This is a genomic window from Maribacter confluentis (genome assembly GCF_030505015.1).
Taxonomy (GTDB): domain Bacteria; phylum Bacteroidota; class Bacteroidia; order Flavobacteriales; family Flavobacteriaceae; genus Maribacter; species Maribacter sedimenticola.
The window spans coordinates 1,957,702-1,974,698 of record NZ_JAUKUC010000001.1; the positions used below are offsets into that span (position 1 = coordinate 1,957,702).

Here is a 16,997-nt window from a genome sequence, read left to right on the forward strand (position 1 = left end):
TTTAAAACCGGCAAACACACCTATTTTTCAGCGCTTTACACAATATAATGTTGATACTTTTAATAGTTAAGCAACTAAAATACACTCCAATTGTTAAACACTTTTGTTAATCCACTGGCAAAATTTTTAATCGCCCTTCGGTTTTTATAGTTTTAACAAAAATTGCTATGATAAGAAATTTAATGTATCACCATAAATATCATTTATGAACGAGTTAACAGATTATGATGATGCCATTGTCAAATTCAGAAAAAGTTTAAAACAATCTATTTTGCCGGTAATCTCTTGGGATTTTTATGGCAAAAATTATGAAGCCATTAATAATTCTGAAAATGACATGAATTCCCTATTGGCCTTAAGTTCAATAAATTCCTGGTCTATTGACACCAAGATACTTGACAAAAAGCTAAAAACGGACAAGAATATAATTGTAATTACCGATACTAATTTAAATATCGTTTTTGCCACTAGAAATATGTGGGATATGAGCCAATATCATCCTGAAGAAATCATTGGAAAATCTCCTAAAATGTTTCAAGGTAAACTCACCACTACGGCACCTCTTAAGATAATATCAAAGGCTGTCAAGGAACAACAACCATTTGAGGTTACGGTGGTCAATTACAGAAAGGACGGTTCTATCTATAATTGTTGTATTAAGGGTGCTCCTATATTCAACACAAAAGGAAAGGTCGTTAATTTTATTGCTTTTGAAAAAGAAGTAGCTTAACCGTTGTTAAGCTACATAAAAAAAGGGACCGTTGAAGAACGGTCCCTTTTTTTATACAATATTCTAAATACTAAATATCTTCAGATTCTATTTCCGTAACCCTTAAGGTATTTACCATGCCCTTATCCTTTATTGGCATTGCAGCTAAACTAACCAACATATCTCCCACTTCCAAAAATCCTTTGTTGAATGCAATTCTGTTTACGTCATCAATAGTATCATCCGTAGAAACAAAGCGATCATAGTAAAACGCTTTAACCCCCCAAAGTAAGTTTAATTGGGAAAGTATTCTTTTATTTGATGTAAACACCAAAATGTGCGCACTTGGCCTCCATGCCGAAATTTGAAATGCGGTATACCCACTATTGGTCAAGGTAGAAATAGCCTTTGCCTTAATTTCATTGGCCATTAAGGCCGCATGGTAACATATGGATTTTGTAATAAATCTTTTGGTACGAATGTGCGGTGGGTCATGCGGAACATGTATAAGTTCCGATCCCTCTACACTCTGTAAAATACTTGACATTTTCTCAATTACTTGTACCGGATAATTACCTACGGAAGTTTCTCCGGATAACATAACGGCATCTGCACCATCCATAACAGAATTGGCAACATCATTGACCTCTGCCCTAGTAGGTGTAAGACTGGTAATCATGGTTTCCATCATTTGCGTGGCAATGATCACCGGTATTCTAGCTTTTTTGGCACGTAATACCAACTGCTTTTGAATTAGCGGCACTTCATGTGCAGGCACCTCAACACCTAAATCTCCACGGGCCACCATTAAGCCGTCACAATAGGCAACAATCTTGTCTATATTTTCTACAGCCTCTGGCTTTTCTATTTTAGCAATAATAGGAATTTTATGATTGGAATGCTTATTTATGATATTCTGAAGATCAATTAAATCTTGACTAAAACGTACAAATGATAAAGCCAACCAATCTACTTCAAGACCAATAGCAAATTCTGCATCCTTAATATCCTTTTTGGTAAGTGCCGGCAAGGAAATATTGGTGTTAGGTAGATTTACACCTTTTTTGGATTTTAGGGGTCCACCTTGGATAACTTTGGCCAAAACTTCGTCCTCACCGTTGGTATTTACCACTTCGAACATTAATTTACCATCATCCAAAAGAATACGCTCCCCAGCCTTAACATCCCTAGGAAATTCCTTATAGTTCATGTAAACACGTTTGGCAGTGCCTTCAAAAGGTGTTCCCGTAACAAAGGTAATTTCATCACCTGGGCTTACCACTACATCACCGGCCATTACTCCTACACGCAATTTTGGACCTTGTAAATCGGCCAAAATGGATGTATTTGTATCTAATTCCGCATTGAGTTCACGAATCATCTTAACACGTTCCTTTACATCTTCATAATCCGCATGGGAAAAATTTATTCTAAAGACATCTACTCCTGCATTGATCATGCTCCTGAGTACCTCTTTCTTGCTAGTTGCAGGCCCTAATGTGGCTACAATTTTCGTCTTTTTTACAGTTGGCATTTTTAAAATATTAAATTGTTCTTTGACTTTAGTTTTTCTGTACTTATTTCATATGCGGCCATAACCCTAGGCAGCATAAGTATATTCTTAATCAACGAATTGGTATCGAAATCTTTCTCTGTCTCTATCTTTAATAGATAATCCACATCCTTATATTCCGGTATTAGCCTTGGCTTTGTAAAGGTTGATTCGTTCTGAAATAAATCGTTGTTGCTAATTACTTCTTGTTCACTACTGTGGTTTGCAACAAGCACCCAATACATGTCATGAAATTCATCTTCCCATTCAAAAATTGGAAACGATTTGTTTTCAGCAAGGTTAAAATTTTTTTTAGCTCTTTTAAATTTTGATTTTATACTTTGATTTAAACCGTATACCAAGGCATAATCATCTAATGTAGTATGCAAAGCTATTAAAATAAAGGATTCATCATAGAAATCATCGTTTATTTTATAAATAGCTGCCATACTTTTGGAAAAGGGGTAAATATAGAACTTAAAAGCTTTAAAGCCTAGCGTACCTTTTTGATATAAATGGTATAAAAGTTATTAAAATGTTAGCATTTGTTACCGCTGTAACCATTTTAATTTTCCATCTTATCCTGTAGCGCAAAAAATGCCCTTTTTGCGGCTCTTTCCTCAGCCTTTTTTTTTGATGTTGCTCTTGCTTTGGCTACCACGCTGTCCCCTATTGAAAGTTTTACCGCAAAATGTTTCAATGGGTCGTTGCCCGTGTCCTCGTAAACATCAAAATCAAACGATTTTTTCTTTTTTTGACACCATTCAATGACCAAACTTTTATAGCTGATAACCCTGCCTTCCAATTGTTCTATATCTACATAAGGTCCAATAACCCTATGTTGAATGAACTTTTCGCAATACTTATACCCCCTGTCCAAATAAATGGCACCTACCAATGCCTCAAAGACATTACCATGAATATTTTGTCCAAAATGCGACTTAGGAATTCTGCTTTCCACAAAATTGATAAGTCCAAGGTCTTTCCCCAATTCATTAAGATGTTCCCTGCTTACGATCTTTGATCGCATTTTGGTAAGATACCCTTCATCCCCATCAGGGACTTCACTGTAAAGATGTTTGGATATAATGGTTCCCAGCATAGAATCTCCCAAAAACTCTAACCGCTCATAATTCATTGCATTACCATTAGCGTCCTTCTTATTCATGGACCTATGTAAGAATGCCTTTTTATATACGGACAATGTTTTAGGCTTAAACCCAAGTATTTTGGTTATTCCCAAAAAAAAATCCCCATCCTCTTTAGAATGGGAATTAAATAAATTTTTTGGAAAGGTCATAAAAATTAAATTAATCTAATTTTTTAAAAACCACACAAGCATTGTGACCTCCAAAACCGAACGTATTGCTCATGGCAACCTTTACATCCCGTTTTTGGGCCTTGTTCAACGTAAGGTTGAGGCTTGGGTCTATATTTTCATCTACAGTGGTATGATTGATCGTAGGGGGCACTATACCATGCTCCATTGATAAAATGGATGCAATGGCCTCAATAGCCCCGGCAGCACCCAGTAAATGACCGGTCATGGATTTTGTAGAATTGATGTTTATTGTTTTGGCATGTTCTCCAAATACCTTGGTAATTGCCTTTAGCTCTGCTACATCACCTAAAGGTGTTGACGTACCATGTGTATTTATGGTATCTACATCCTCTATGGACATTTGGGCATCCCTAAGACAATTCTCCATTACCCTTACCACCCCAATTCCGTCTGGATGTGGTGCGGTCATATGGTATGCATCACTTGACATACCGCCACCAGCAACTTCTGCATAAATCTTTGCTCCTCTTGCAACTGCATGTTCATATTCCTCTAGAACCAAGGCACCTGCTCCTTCTCCAAGTACAAAACCGTCCCTTGTTGCATCAAATGGTCTAGATGCCGTTTTCGGACTTTCATTTCTTGTAGACAATGCATGCATTGCTCCAAAACCGCCCATACCTGCTATGGTTACGGCTGCCTCGCTACCTCCTGTTACAATCACATCGCAATGTCCCAACCTAATATAGTTCAAGGCATCTATCATTGCATTGGCAGATGATGCACAAGCGGAAACCGTGGTATAATTTGGGCCCATAAAACCATGCTTTATGGAAATATTGCCCGGTGCAATATCAGCGATCATCTTTGGAATAAAGAATGGATTGAACCTGGGAGTACCATCACCATTGGCAAAATTCATAACTTCGTTCTGGAAAGTTTCCAACCCACCAATACCTGCTCCCCAAATAACACCTACTCGAAACTTATCCAGTTTGTCCAAATCTAATTTAGAATCGCGAATAGCCTCATCTGAAGATACCAATGCATATTGTGCAAATCTATCCAGCTTACGCCCTTCCTTTCTATCGAAATGATCTTCTGTGTTATAATTCTTGAGCTCGCAAGCGAACTTTACCTTAAATTTTTCCGTATCGTAATAAGTTATTGGTGCAGAGCCACTTTTACCGCTAACCAATGCATCCCAATACTCCTCTATATTATTACCAATTGGGGTAAGTGCCCCCAAACCTGTAACTACAACTCGCTTTAACTGCATTTAACTTCTTATTTGTTTAAATCTAAACCAAGCGTAAATTAAAAAAAATTATCCATGCGGAGCATTTACCACATGGATAATTTGGATTCTATTTAAGAAAACATGTTTTACTTCGCTTCTTCTATATAGCTGATGGCTTGACCAACAGTTGCGATATTTTCGGCTTGGTCGTCTGGAATCTGAATATCAAATTCTTTTTCGAACTCCATTATCAACTCTACCGTGTCCAATGAATCTGCGCCTAAATCGTTAGTAAAGCTAGCTTCGGTTACCACTTCGTTCTCATCAACTCCTAATTTATCAACGATGATAGCTTTAACTCTTGATGCAATGTCTGACATAATAATATTTGTTTTAAAAATTTAAATTGAAGGCAAAAATAAAAAACTTTGGATTAAAACCACTAATTGTCGTTAAAATGTATTGTAATTTAATAAAATTAAGGACATGTGCTGTAATTTTACCATATTAATATTTTGTTTCGGTAACCATTAAAAAGGTAGTGAAAAGTAGTGAGGTAATAGAACTATAAATTGATAATCGTTTTTTTCTAATCGCTGACAAGCTTTTTATTTACTTTTTTTTGCCGAATTTAATTTAACCGTTAGCCCCCTTATAAAGACCACAACTATTGAAAACCAAAAAAATTATTCTTTTTGCCTCCGGTTCCGGATCTAATGTAGAGAACATTGCCAATTATTTTAAACTCCGCAATGATGTTACTATATGCTGTGTACTTACTAACAAAAGCGATGCCAAAGTCATTGACCGTTGCAATAGATTAGGATTAAACGCCCTTTATTTTAACCGACAAGCCTTTTCTAAAAGCGATTTCATTCTTAATATGTTACGTTCGTTAGAACCTGATTTAATTGTATTGGCCGGATTTCTATGGAAAATACCGGAAGCTATTACCCAATCATTTCCCAGTAAGATCATTAATATTCACCCTGCCCTATTACCCAAATACGGCGGTAAGGGAATGTATGGCATGAACGTTCATAATGCCGTAAAGGAACACAACGAACAGGAAACCGGTATTACCATACATTATGTCAATGCCAACTATGATGAAGGTGCAATCATAAAGCAGGTAAACGTTGAACTTTTGCCCAATGATAGCCCAGAAGACATTGCCGCTAAAGTTCACCAATTGGAATACGAATATTTTCCAAAAGTCATCGATAATTTACTATCATCGTTATAATGGCAAAGAAAAAGTTTTATGTGGTCTGGAAAGGAAAAAAGCCAGGTATATACGAGTCATGGAAAGATTGTAAAAAATCTATTGATGGTTATGCAGGTGCCGAATACAAATCATTTGAATCTTTTGAGGTTGCCAAAAAAGCGTATAATGGCACATATGCAGATTTTAAAGGAAAAAAGAAGGCAACAACTACCTTGTCTAAAGAAGAATTGCTTAGAATAGGACAGCCAAATTACAATTCTATTTCCGTAGATGCCGCATCTAGTGGAAATCCTGGGGTTATGGAATACCAAGGCGTAGATACCAAAACCGGCAAAAAATTGTTCAAACAAGGCCCTTTTCCCCAAGGCACTAACAATATTGGGGAGTTTTTGGCCATTGTCCACGGACTAGCATTCTTAAAAGAACGCAAAAGTGACCGGATGATTTATACCGATTCCAGAACGGCCATGAGCTGGGTCCGCAAAAAAAAATGCAATACAAAACTGGCCGCATCCGCTAAAAACGCATCGCTATTTAATCTGATCAAAAGAGCTGAGGAGTGGTTGAAGAACAATCAGTACACTACCGTAATCGTAAAATGGGAAACAAAGGCGTGGGGTGAAATTCCTGCTGATTTTGGTAGGAAATAATTTGCAAAAAATTTTATCAACCTTTGTTTGATAATTAATGTAAGGAGTAATCGTAAAACCATTTTAATTAGCTTACCAAAACCGTATATTTGCAGCTTAAATTTTTTAAACTTTATGGGCAAACTTTTAATTGTTGGTACTGTCGCTTTTGATGCTATAGAAACTCCGTTCGGCAAAACGGATAAAATTTTGGGCGGCGCAGCTACCTATATTGCACTTGCTGCATCTCAATTTGAAGTAGATTCTGCCATTGTTTCTATTGTAGGTGATGATTTGCCCCAAGAATATTTAGATCTTTTGACCGATAGGGATATTGATATCTCTGCCCTAGAGATCGTAAAAGGTGGCAAGACCTTTTATTGGAAAGGAAAATATCATAATGACCTGAATACAAGGGATACACTTGTGACCGAATTAAATACATTAGAGGATTTTAACCCGGTAGTGCCCCAAGATTATAATGATGCAGATGTTGTTATGCTAGGAAATCTTCACCCTATAGTTCAATTAGGTGTAATTAACCAAATGAAAAAACGACCAAAGTTGATCATATTGGATACCATGAACTTTTGGATGGACAATGCTTTGGAGGATTTAATGGAAGTGATCAAACACATTGATGTACTTACCATTAATGATGAAGAGGCAAGACAGCTTACAGGAGAATATTCATTGGTAAGGGCAGCACAGAAAATATTTACTATGGGCCCTAAATTTGTGGTAATCAAAAAAGGTGAACATGGTGCCTTGCTGTTCAATGAAAGTCAAATATTTTTTGCCCCTGCTTTGCCCCTAGAGGAAGTTTTTGATCCAACTGGTGCAGGTGATACTTTTGCCGGTGGTTTTGCAGGATTCTTGGCAGCTAGTAACGACAGTTCTTTTGAAAATATGAAGAAGGCCGTTATCCATGGGTCTAATCTAGCATCATTTAGTGTTGAAAAGTTTGGTGCAGAAAGAATGCTGAAACTTGATCGAAAGGAAATAAGAGAAAGACTGCATCAATTTAAAAAATTAACGCAGTTTGATATAGAATTACAATAAACCCCTAGCCCCAATTTTTGGGGTTTTTTTAATACCAATACGCAATGAGTGACGCAATTAAGCATGAATGTGGTATTTCCGTAATACGGTTGTTAAAACCCTTGGAATATTACAAGGAAAAATACGGAACGGCTTTCTATGGTGTAAACAAAATGTACCTGATGATGGAAAAACAGCACAATCGTGGACAGGATGGTGCAGGTTTTGCCAGTATTAAATTAGATGTAAAAGCCGGGGAACGTTATATGAGCCGTGTAAGGTCATGCCAGCAACAGCCAATACAGGATATTTTTGCCCAAATAAACGATCGCATAAATACTGAGCTGAAAGAACATCCTGAGTATGAACATGATGTTGCATTGCAGAAAAGGAATATTCCCTATATAGGTGAATTGTTACTGGGCCATGTTCGCTATGGTACTTTTGGCAAGAACAGTATAGAAAGTGTTCATCCATTTTTAAGACAGAATAACTGGATGCACCGTAACCTTATTGTTGCAGGTAACTTCAACATGACCAATGTCCATGAACTTTTTGACAATTTGGTGCAGTTAGGCCAACACCCCAAGGAAATGGCAGATACCGTTACCGTTATGGAGAAAATAGGCCATTTTCTTGATGATGCCGTTGCCAAACTCTATAAACAGATCAAAAAAGAAGGCTATACCAAAGAGCAGGCTTCACCTATAATTGCAGAACGCTTAAAAATTTCCAAAATACTTAAAAGGGCCGCTAAAAATTTTGATGGTGGTTATGCTATGGCCGGTTTACTGGGCCATGGAGATGCTTTTGTTCTTAGGGACCCAAGCGGAATAAGACCTGCTTATTACTACAAAGATGACGAGGTCGTGGTGGTCGCATCTGAACGACCGGCAATACAGACCGTATTCAACGTACCTTATGATGAGGTAAAAGAATTAGATCCCGGTGCCGCTATAATCATTAAAAAGAACGGTACAAGTGCCATAAAACAAATACAGGAACCCAAAGAGCGTAAAGCTTGTTCTTTTGAACGTATCTATTTTTCAAGAGGAAGCGATAAGGAAATTTATCAAGAACGTAAAGCATTGGGCAAGCTTGTGTTTCCCCAAATTCTGGATGCCATTCAAGAAGATATCAAGAACACTGTTTTTTCTTATATACCAAACACGGCAGAAACCTCTTTCTACGGCATGGTCAAAGAGGCCCAAAACTATCTGAACAAGAAAAAAGAAGAACAAATCTTAGCCTTAGGACCTAAAATTACAGGTGAACAATTACACGAAATACTGGAAGTAAGGCCAAGGATTGAAAAAGTGGCCATTAAAGATGCCAAACTGCGGACGTTTATAACCCAAGATAGTAGTAGGGACGATTTAGTGGCTCACGTCTACGATATTTCCTACGGTTCAGTTAAAAAAGGAGATAATCTTGTCATCATAGATGATAGCATTGTTAGGGGTACCACTTTAAAGAAGAGTATTTTAAGGATTTTAGATCGTCTTTCACCTAAAAAAATAATTGTTGTTTCATCTGCACCCCAGATTAGATATCCTGATTGTTATGGTATAGATATGGCCAAATTGGAAGATTTTATTGCCTTTAAAGCTGCTTTGGCACTTCATGAAGAACACAATACCCTACATATTGTAGAGGAAATTTATCAAAAATGTTTAACTCAGGTTAAAAGCAAGGATAAGGATGTCATTAATTATGTAAAGGATTTTTACAAACCCTTTAGCGCCAATCAAATATCCACTAAAATTGGACAGTTATTAAGTCCGGAAGGTATTAATGCAGAAGTCTCTATTATATACCAAACCATTTCTAGTTTACACCAAGCCTGCCCTAAAAATCTTGGGGATTGGTATTTTACCGGCAATTATCCTACCCCTGGTGGAAATAGAGTTGTAAATAGAGCCTTCATTAATTTTTACGAAGGAAATAACGAAAGGGCGTATTAATAAAATTTTCGATGAAATGCACTCTAATTGTGTATTTCATCGACAAAAAGTGTATTTCATCGACTGAATAGTCAGAATGAACTCCATGGCTTTACATTTAAACTTACCATAGCATAAGTAGGTTAAGTTCATGGTAAGATTTGGGGCAAAAAAGGTGGAGAACTCTCCGCCTTTTTTATTTTCTGCTCTATTTTAAAATAACGTTCAACTGCTATTTTTTATTAAAGATGACCTTTTAACGTCTTTAAGGGGCGTTTAACAAATACCTTTTACCAGTTTGGTCAAGGATTATATCTTTGAAGGACCATAGCATAAGTAGGTTAAGTTCATGGTAAGATTTGGGGAAAAGACGGGGCTATGCTCCGTCTTTTTATTTTACACCCTTTTGTATTTCCGCTGCACGATTATAGCACGATTAATAAAGTAAACTTACCGTTTGACCAATGTTTAGGGAGTTCAACGCAAAACTTTTATAACAAACCAAACCAACAATATATTTGGAGGACCATAGCATAAGTAGGTTAAGTTCATGGTAAGATTTGGGGAAAAGGCGGGGCTATGCTCCGTCTTTTTATTTTGCACCTATTTTTGTGCTAAACCCTTATATTACCTTAGATGAACGGCATTTATTGAAAAAGTGCAATGCAATAAATGCAATTATTTTTCTTAAATTTTCTTTTTTTATTTACTCAATACCAGTAATTTAGTATTGCCATAGCATAAGTAGGTTAAGTTTATGGTAAGATTTGGGACGAAAAGGGTGGAGATTTCTCCGCCCTTTTCTATTTTACATCCACAAAAAAACCACCTAAGTAATTTTTAGGTGGTCTTTAAAGTATTACAATAAACTTTTATTGCATCTATTTATTTATTAGCTGCATATAAGTTAGAAACTTCTTCCCAGTTGATCAGGTTAAAAAAGGCCTCAATATATTCCGGTCTTTTATTTTGATAATTTAGGTAATAAGCGTGTTCCCAAACATCTAAGCCCAAGATTGGAAAACCGCCACAACCTACGCCTGGCATAATTGGATTGTCTTGATTAGGAGTTGAGCAAATTTCTAATTTACCCCCTTTATGAACACATAGCCACGCCCAACCTGAACCAAATCTGGTACCAGCGGCACTTGAAAATTTATCCTTAAACGCATCAAAAGAGCCAAAAGCACTATCTATGGCCCCAGCAAGTTCCCCACTTGGCTTACCTCCTCCGTTAGGAGATAAAATGGTCCAGAACAAAGAATGGTTGTAAAAACCACCACCGTTATTTCTAACAGCACCGTTATCCATGTCCAACCCAGTTAAAATATCCTCAATAGATTTTTTTTCCAAATCAGTACCTTCTATGGCAGCGTTTAATTTAGAAGTATATCCATTATGATGTTTTGTATGATGTATTTCCATTGTCCTAGCATCTATATGAGGCTCTAAAGCATCATAGGCATAAGGCAATTTCGGTAATTGAAAAGCCATAATTTATTTATTTTTATGTTAATATTAATTGTCTATCAAAGCTACGAATTTTAACATTTATATTCACTAAATAATTTGTTAAGAACTGTACAGGAATCCTTAATTTGCGGTAAAAATCCGTGCCCAGTAATTCTTTTACCATATATAATGCTTCAGCAGGTTCAGGCAAAACCTATGCCCTTGCTAAAGTATATTTGAAAATTATTCTGGCATCTCCTCAAAACTTCAGAAAAATATTGGCCATAACATTTACCAACAAAGCGGTAAATGAAATGAAGCATCGTATATTAAACAGCCTTTATGAATTTTCCAGAACGTCCTCTATTGATCAGGCCAATCCGTTATTAAAGGATATTCTTAATGAAACGGACTATACCTTTGAAGAACTTACAAAATTAAGTTCTCTGCGTCTAAAGCAAATATTGCACAATTATGCTTTTTTCGACATCTCTACCATAGATAAATTTACGCACAGGCTTATTAGAACATTTGCCAAGGATTTAAAAATTCCCCAAAACTTTGAAGTTGTGCTTGATGTGGACCTGCTCTTACAAGAAGCGGTTGAACGCGTAATAGACAAAGCTGGTGAAAATGCCGAGTTTACCAAAGTGTTGTTGGACTTTGCCCTGGAAAAAATAGAAGATGACCGCAGCTGGGACATTGCGTTTGACCTATTAAAAATTGGCAAACTTCTTTTTGACGAAAACAATGCCGAACATCTTAAAAACCTGAAAGACCATGACATTGGCGATTTTCTTAAGCTACAAGACTTATTAAAAACCAAAGTCAATACACTTGAAAAACAAGTAAAAGAGATTGCGGCCAAAGTTTTGGATTATATCATAAACCAAGGTTTGGATCATAAGGATTTTCCAAGAGAGACATTGCCCAATCATTTCAAAAAAATTATAGATGGTAATTTTAAGCCAAGCCAATTATATAACAATAAGCTTGAAGAGAACTTAGTGGAGGGTAAGATTTTAAAAGCATCCATTAAAAATGTTCCGCAAGAGCTGTCCGCCCAAATACTTCAAGACTATCTTCAAATAAAGGACAGTATTTATAAAATGGGCCTATATAGTAATGTCAACAGAAACATTATACCCTTTGCCCTATTGAATGCCATACAAAAAGAACTAAAAATAATACAGGAAGAAAAGGATCAATTATCAATTTCTGAATTCAATACTTTAATTGCCAATGAGGTAAAAGATCAGCCGGCACCATTTATATATGAGCGTCTTGGAGAAAAATACCGTCATTATTTTATAGATGAATTTCAGGACACCTCCCAAATGCAATGGGAAAACCTAATCCCTTTAATAGGAAATGCCATGGAAGGCCAAGATGAACTGGGAGGTACCGGTTCCCTATTTTTGGTCGGTGACCCAAAACAGGCCATATATAGGTGGAGAGGTGGAAAGGCCGAGCAATTTTTAGATTTGGCAACACAGCAAACACACCCCTTTACCATAGCATCAACCTTGGTCACCCTTCCTAAAAATTATAGAAGTTGCGCAGAAATCATCAATTTCAACAATACATTCTTTCAAAGTATTAGCCCGTTCTTGGAAAATACACTTTATCAAGATTTTTTTAAACTGGGAAACCAACAGGAAACTTCAGGTAAAGATGGCGGATATGTTAACATTTCCTTTCTAGAAGAGGAAGAGGACAAGGCGTATGCAGAACAAACCTTGCAAACCATTGCCACGTGTCTATCTAAGGGCTATACCTATAGTGATATTTGTGTCATTATCAGAAAAAAGAAACATGGGTTAATACTTGCCAATTACCTCATGGAACATAACATTCCCGTTGTTTCATCTGACTCCCTATTATTGAGCGGTAGCCCCAAAACCATATTTTTGGTCCAACTGGTACGCTATATGGTTCAACCTGCAGAATTGGATATCCAATATGGCCTCTTAGATTTTCTATCACAAGGCAAACAGGACAAACATACCTACATCTATCAAAACCTTAACCATTTAGATGCCCACTTATTGGAGGCCTACGGTTTTGATAGTGGAAAACTACGCCAAGTTTCGGTTTTTGACGGGCTGGCCTACGCCATTAGGGTGTTTAATTTAAATGCTGATTCAGATGCGCATCTTTCCGCATTCATGGACCTGGTTTTTGATATTGAACAAAAATATGGGTCAGATATGCAATCCTTTTTAGATTATTGGGACAAGAAAGGAAACTCTACAAGCATTAGTACTCCGGAAAATCTGGAATCAGTTCAGATCATGACCATTCATAAATCAAAAGGTTTGGAGTTTCCCGTAGTCATTTTTCCCTATGCCAATTCCAACATTTATGAGGAAATTGACCCTAAATTATGGCTCTCGGTAGATAGCAATGAATTTTTAGGTTTCAATGAACTATTGATCAATAAAAAACAGGAAGTAAGGCATTATGGTCAGTTAGAATCCATGCTATATGATACCGACCACCAAAAACTACAATTAGATGCGTACAATCTTTTATATGTGGTATTGACCAGAGCGGTTAATGCCTTATTTGTTATAAGTGCCCATATGATCGACAGGAAAGGGGACCATAACGTCAATTATTATTCAGGATTATTCATACATTTTCTTAAGAATGCCGGAATTTGGCAACCAAATCAATTTACCTATGCCTTTGGCACATTGCAACATTGTACTAGAATTGCCACCGTAAATCCTGGACAAAAAACCATACCTTATATATATACGTTTAAAGACCGACCAGAATTTAAAATTTTAGCCACATCCGGAATTCTTTGGAACGAGGGTATGGATACGGCTATTGACCAAGGAAATGTTGTTCATTTTATTTTAAGCATGATTCAAAAAGCCTCTGACCTTGACCGTGCCATGCAGCTGGCCGTACAAAAAGGATTGATCAAAGAAATAGAGCGGGACAAATATAAAAAAAAGGTACAACAAGTAATTTTTCATAAGGACCTCAAACATTTTTATGAAGAGGACTGGGAAGTACTTAATGAAAGAGACCTCCTATTACCTGATGGTACTGTACTAAGGCCCGATCGTGTTGTCATCAAAAATAAAGGTGCCGTTATAATAGATTACAAAACCGGTGAGCGCAGTACTGCATATCACAACCAAATAACTAGCTACGGACAAGGATTTGCAAGTATGGGCTATACCATTGAACAAAAAATCATTGTGTATATTAATACCAAAATAGAACTAGAATATATCTAAGCATATGTACGGAAAAATAAAGGAATATTTAGAACAGGAAATTCAATCCATTAAGAATGACGGACTTTTTAAAGAAGAACGGATAATCGTTTCTCCGCAAGATGCCGTTATTAAGATAGATACAGGTCAAGAGGTAATAAATTTTTGTGCCAATAATTATTTAGGGCTTTCTTCCCACCCAGATGTCATACAAGCTGCCAAAGATGCAATGGACACCCACGGCTTTGGAATGTCATCTGTAAGGTTTATCTGTGGTACGCAGGACATCCATAAAGAGTTGGAAAAAAAAATAGCGGATTTCTATGAAACCGAAGACACCATACTGTATGCCGCGGCATTTGATGCCAATGGTGGTGTGTTTGAACCTTTGTTCACTGCCGAAGATGCCATTATATCAGATTCATTGAACCATGCCTCTATCATCGATGGCGTACGGTTGTGCAAAGCAAAGCGCTATCGGTATGCGAATAGCGACATGGCAGACTTAGAGGCTCAGTTGATCAAGGCCAATGAAGACAAGGCCCGGTTTAAAATAATTGTTACGGACGGTGTGTTCTCCATGGATGGACTGGTTGCTCCCTTGGATAAAATATGTGACCTGGCCGATAAGTATGATGCCCTAGTGATGATAGATGAATGCCATGCCACCGGATTTATAGGTGAAAAAGGAAAGGGTACGTTAGAGGAAAAAGGTGTTATGGGCAGAATAGACATTATAACAGGAACATTGGGTAAAGCCTTGGGCGGTGCAATGGGTGGTTATACTACAGGAAAAAAAGAAATTATCACCTTGCTTAGACAACGGTCCAGACCCTACCTTTTTTCTAACTCGTTGGCACCGGCCATAGTGGGGGCTTCCATTAAGGTGTTCGATATGTTGAAGAACGATCCCTCCCTTAGGGATAAATTGCAGGTAAATACGGCATACTTTAAAAAAGGCATCAAACAGGCTGGTTTTGATATCGTTGATGGAGATTCCGCCATTGTACCCGTAATGCTATATGACGCAAAGCTCTCCCAAGATATGGCGAACAAACTTTTGGAAAAAGGTATTTATGTCATTGGTTTTTTCTATCCGGTAGTACCAAAAGGAAAAGCACGTATACGGGTTCAACTATCGGCAGCACATTCAAAGGAACATTTAGATGCTGCCATAAACGCATTTACCGAAGTCGGAAAAGAGCTAAAAATCGTTTAAATGCGCCTTTTAATCTATTAAATGCGTTAAAAAAAATAGGAAATTGATTTTGTTAATAATATTTAACAAGTTACATTTGCAGCTAATAAACACTTAAACTTAAAAATTAATACATGAAACATCTTAGCAAATTATTGGTTGCTGCCCTACTTGTTGTAGGTATTAACAGCATACAAGCGCAAGACGAGAATAATCCTTGGCAAGTACAGTTCGGGGTTAATGCCATTGACCCATACCCAACTGGAGATATGAGTTCTTTCGGTAACGAATTCTTTAATGTGAACGACCACTGGAACATTTTACCTTCTATTTCTTACGTAGGCGTATCTAAGCACGTTGGTGACGGCTTCTCTATTGGAGCAAGAGGTTCTCTTAATAAAATTAGCAAATTAGGTGACGTTAGTGTTGACGATCTTTCTCACTATGCTATAGATGGTACAATAAAATATGATTTCATCAAAAGAGAAACCGTTATTGATCCTTTCGTAGAGATAGGTGGTGGTTATACTTGGGTTGATGAAATTGGTGCTGGTACTGTAAATGGTGGTCTTGGTTTGAACATTTGGTTCTCTGACAACTTAGGTCTTACATTACAATCTAACTACAAGCATGCTTTTGAAGATTACGGTGTTAAGCATTTCCAACACTTAGCTGGTATTTCAGTTAAATTTGGTGGTACTGATACTGATGGTGATGGTATCTATGACAAAGATGATGCTTGTCCAGAAGTTGCTGGTCTTGAAGCTTTCAACGGTTGTCCAGATGCTGACGGTGACGGTATAGAAGATAGCAAAGATAGCTGTCCTAACGAAGCTGGTTCTAAAGAAATGAACGGATGTCCAGATGCTGACGGTGACGGTGTTGCAGATAAAGATGATGCTTGTCCTAACGAAGCTGGTCTTCCTGCTTTAGCTGGTTGTCCTGATGCTGATAGCGATGGTGTTGCAGATAAGGATGATTCTTGTCCTTCTGAAGCTGGTCCTGCTGAAAATAAAGGTTGCCCATGGCCAGATACTGATGGTGACGGTGTTCTTGACAAAGATGATCAATGTCCAGATGTTGCTGGTACAGTAGCTAACGCTGGTTGTCCTGAAGTAACTGCTGAAGTACAAAAGCAATTGAACGATTACGCTAGAACTATCTTGTTCGATACTGGTAAATCTTCTATCAAAGCTGAGTCTACTTCTGTAATGGTTGATATTATTACAATCCTTAAAGAATATCCTAACGCTAAGTTTACCGTTGAAGGTCATACTGATAGCGTAGGTAGTGAAAAATTAAATCAGAGTCTTTCTGAGTCAAGAGCTCTTTCTGTAAAAGAATTCTTAGTTGACAAAGGAATTGAAGAGTTCAGATTATCTGCAGTTGGTTACGGTGAGTCTAAGCCTATCGCTACTAACAACACAAGAGCTGGTAGAACTCAAAACAGAAGGGTAGAAATTAACTTAGTAAAATAAGTTTACACA

At 37.2% G+C, this 16,997-nt stretch carries 14 protein-coding genes; 8 read left to right on the plus strand and 6 right to left on the minus strand.

The genetic code is table 11. The features are described 5' to 3' along the window. Positions 1-205 precede the first annotated feature (205 nt). On the plus strand, positions 206-730 hold the full coding sequence (locus Q2T41_RS08625; protein ID WP_304435740.1) for a PAS domain-containing protein: 525 nt from the start codon (positions 206-208) through the stop codon (positions 728-730). 70 nt (positions 731-800) lie between these two features. Here Q2T41_RS08625 and pyk read toward each other — a convergent pair whose 3' ends face one another. From pyk to Q2T41_RS08650, 5 genes are all read right to left on the minus strand, one after another. Then, a complete protein-coding gene (gene pyk / locus Q2T41_RS08630; RefSeq protein WP_304435741.1) occupies positions 801-2,243 on the minus strand; it encodes a pyruvate kinase in 1,443 nt (480 codons plus the stop codon). Between the two features lie 2 nt (positions 2,244-2,245). Beyond that, positions 2,246-2,710, minus strand: coding sequence for an IPExxxVDY family protein (locus tag Q2T41_RS08635; RefSeq protein ID WP_089261034.1), 465 nt, complete (start codon positions 2,708-2,710; stop codon positions 2,246-2,248). A gap of 116 nt (positions 2,711-2,826) precedes the next feature. Next, positions 2,827-3,561 (minus strand): ribonuclease III, encoded by a 735-nt coding sequence (gene rnc, locus Q2T41_RS08640; protein ID WP_089261035.1) that lies wholly within the window; start codon positions 3,559-3,561, stop codon positions 2,827-2,829. Positions 3,562-3,571: 10 nt separating this feature from the next. Beyond that, positions 3,572-4,822 carry a beta-ketoacyl-ACP synthase II gene (gene fabF, locus Q2T41_RS08645; protein WP_304435742.1) on the minus strand — a complete coding sequence of 417 codons (1,251 nt, stop codon included), beginning with the start codon at positions 4,820-4,822 and terminating at the stop codon, positions 3,572-3,574. A 107-nt stretch (positions 4,823-4,929) separates the two neighbouring features. Then, the gene (locus Q2T41_RS08650; protein WP_008269813.1) at positions 4,930-5,163 is read right to left on the minus strand and encodes an acyl carrier protein; all 234 of its coding nucleotides are present in this window, start codon (positions 5,161-5,163) and stop codon (positions 4,930-4,932) included. Between the two features lie 290 nt (positions 5,164-5,453). Here Q2T41_RS08650 and purN point away from each other — a divergent pair, with 290 nt between their 5' ends. The 4 genes from purN (at position 5,454) to Q2T41_RS08670 (ending at position 9,645) form a co-directional block, all read left to right on the plus strand. After that, positions 5,454-6,029 carry a phosphoribosylglycinamide formyltransferase gene (gene purN, locus Q2T41_RS08655; protein WP_304435743.1) on the plus strand — a complete coding sequence of 192 codons (576 nt, stop codon included), beginning with the start codon at positions 5,454-5,456 and terminating at the stop codon, positions 6,027-6,029. Next, positions 6,029-6,661, plus strand: coding sequence for a ribonuclease H1 domain-containing protein (locus Q2T41_RS08660; protein ID WP_304435744.1), 633 nt, complete (start codon positions 6,029-6,031; stop codon positions 6,659-6,661). The genes purN and Q2T41_RS08660 overlap by 1 nt, the downstream gene beginning before the upstream one ends. A 114-nt stretch (positions 6,662-6,775) precedes the next feature. Next, positions 6,776-7,702 (plus strand): PfkB family carbohydrate kinase, encoded by a 927-nt coding sequence (locus Q2T41_RS08665; RefSeq protein WP_304435745.1) that lies wholly within the window; start codon positions 6,776-6,778, stop codon positions 7,700-7,702. Positions 7,703-7,746: 44 nt separating this feature from the next. After that, positions 7,747-9,645 (plus strand): amidophosphoribosyltransferase, encoded by a 1,899-nt coding sequence (locus Q2T41_RS08670; RefSeq protein WP_304435746.1) that lies wholly within the window; start codon positions 7,747-7,749, stop codon positions 9,643-9,645. An 864-nt stretch (positions 9,646-10,509) separates the two neighbouring features. Here Q2T41_RS08670 and Q2T41_RS08675 read toward each other — a convergent pair. Beyond that, positions 10,510-11,118 (minus strand): superoxide dismutase, encoded by a 609-nt coding sequence (locus Q2T41_RS08675; RefSeq protein ID WP_089261041.1) that lies wholly within the window; start codon positions 11,116-11,118, stop codon positions 10,510-10,512. A 119-nt stretch (positions 11,119-11,237) separates the two neighbouring features. Between Q2T41_RS08675 and Q2T41_RS08680 the strand changes: the two genes are divergently transcribed. From Q2T41_RS08680 to Q2T41_RS08690, 3 genes are all read left to right on the plus strand, one after another. Beyond that, positions 11,238-14,333 carry a UvrD-helicase domain-containing protein gene (locus Q2T41_RS08680; RefSeq protein ID WP_304435747.1) on the plus strand — a complete coding sequence of 1,032 codons (3,096 nt, stop codon included), beginning with the start codon at positions 11,238-11,240 and terminating at the stop codon, positions 14,331-14,333. Between the two features lie 4 nt (positions 14,334-14,337). Then, a complete protein-coding gene (kbl, locus tag Q2T41_RS08685) occupies positions 14,338-15,531 on the plus strand; it encodes a glycine C-acetyltransferase (RefSeq protein ID WP_304435748.1) in 1,194 nt (397 codons plus the stop codon). Positions 15,532-15,644: 113 nt separating this feature from the next. Continuing rightward, entirely contained in the window at positions 15,645-16,988 is a 1,344-nt protein-coding gene (locus Q2T41_RS08690; RefSeq protein ID WP_089261044.1) for an OmpA family protein, read from the plus strand. Positions 16,989-16,997: the final 9 nt, after the last annotated feature.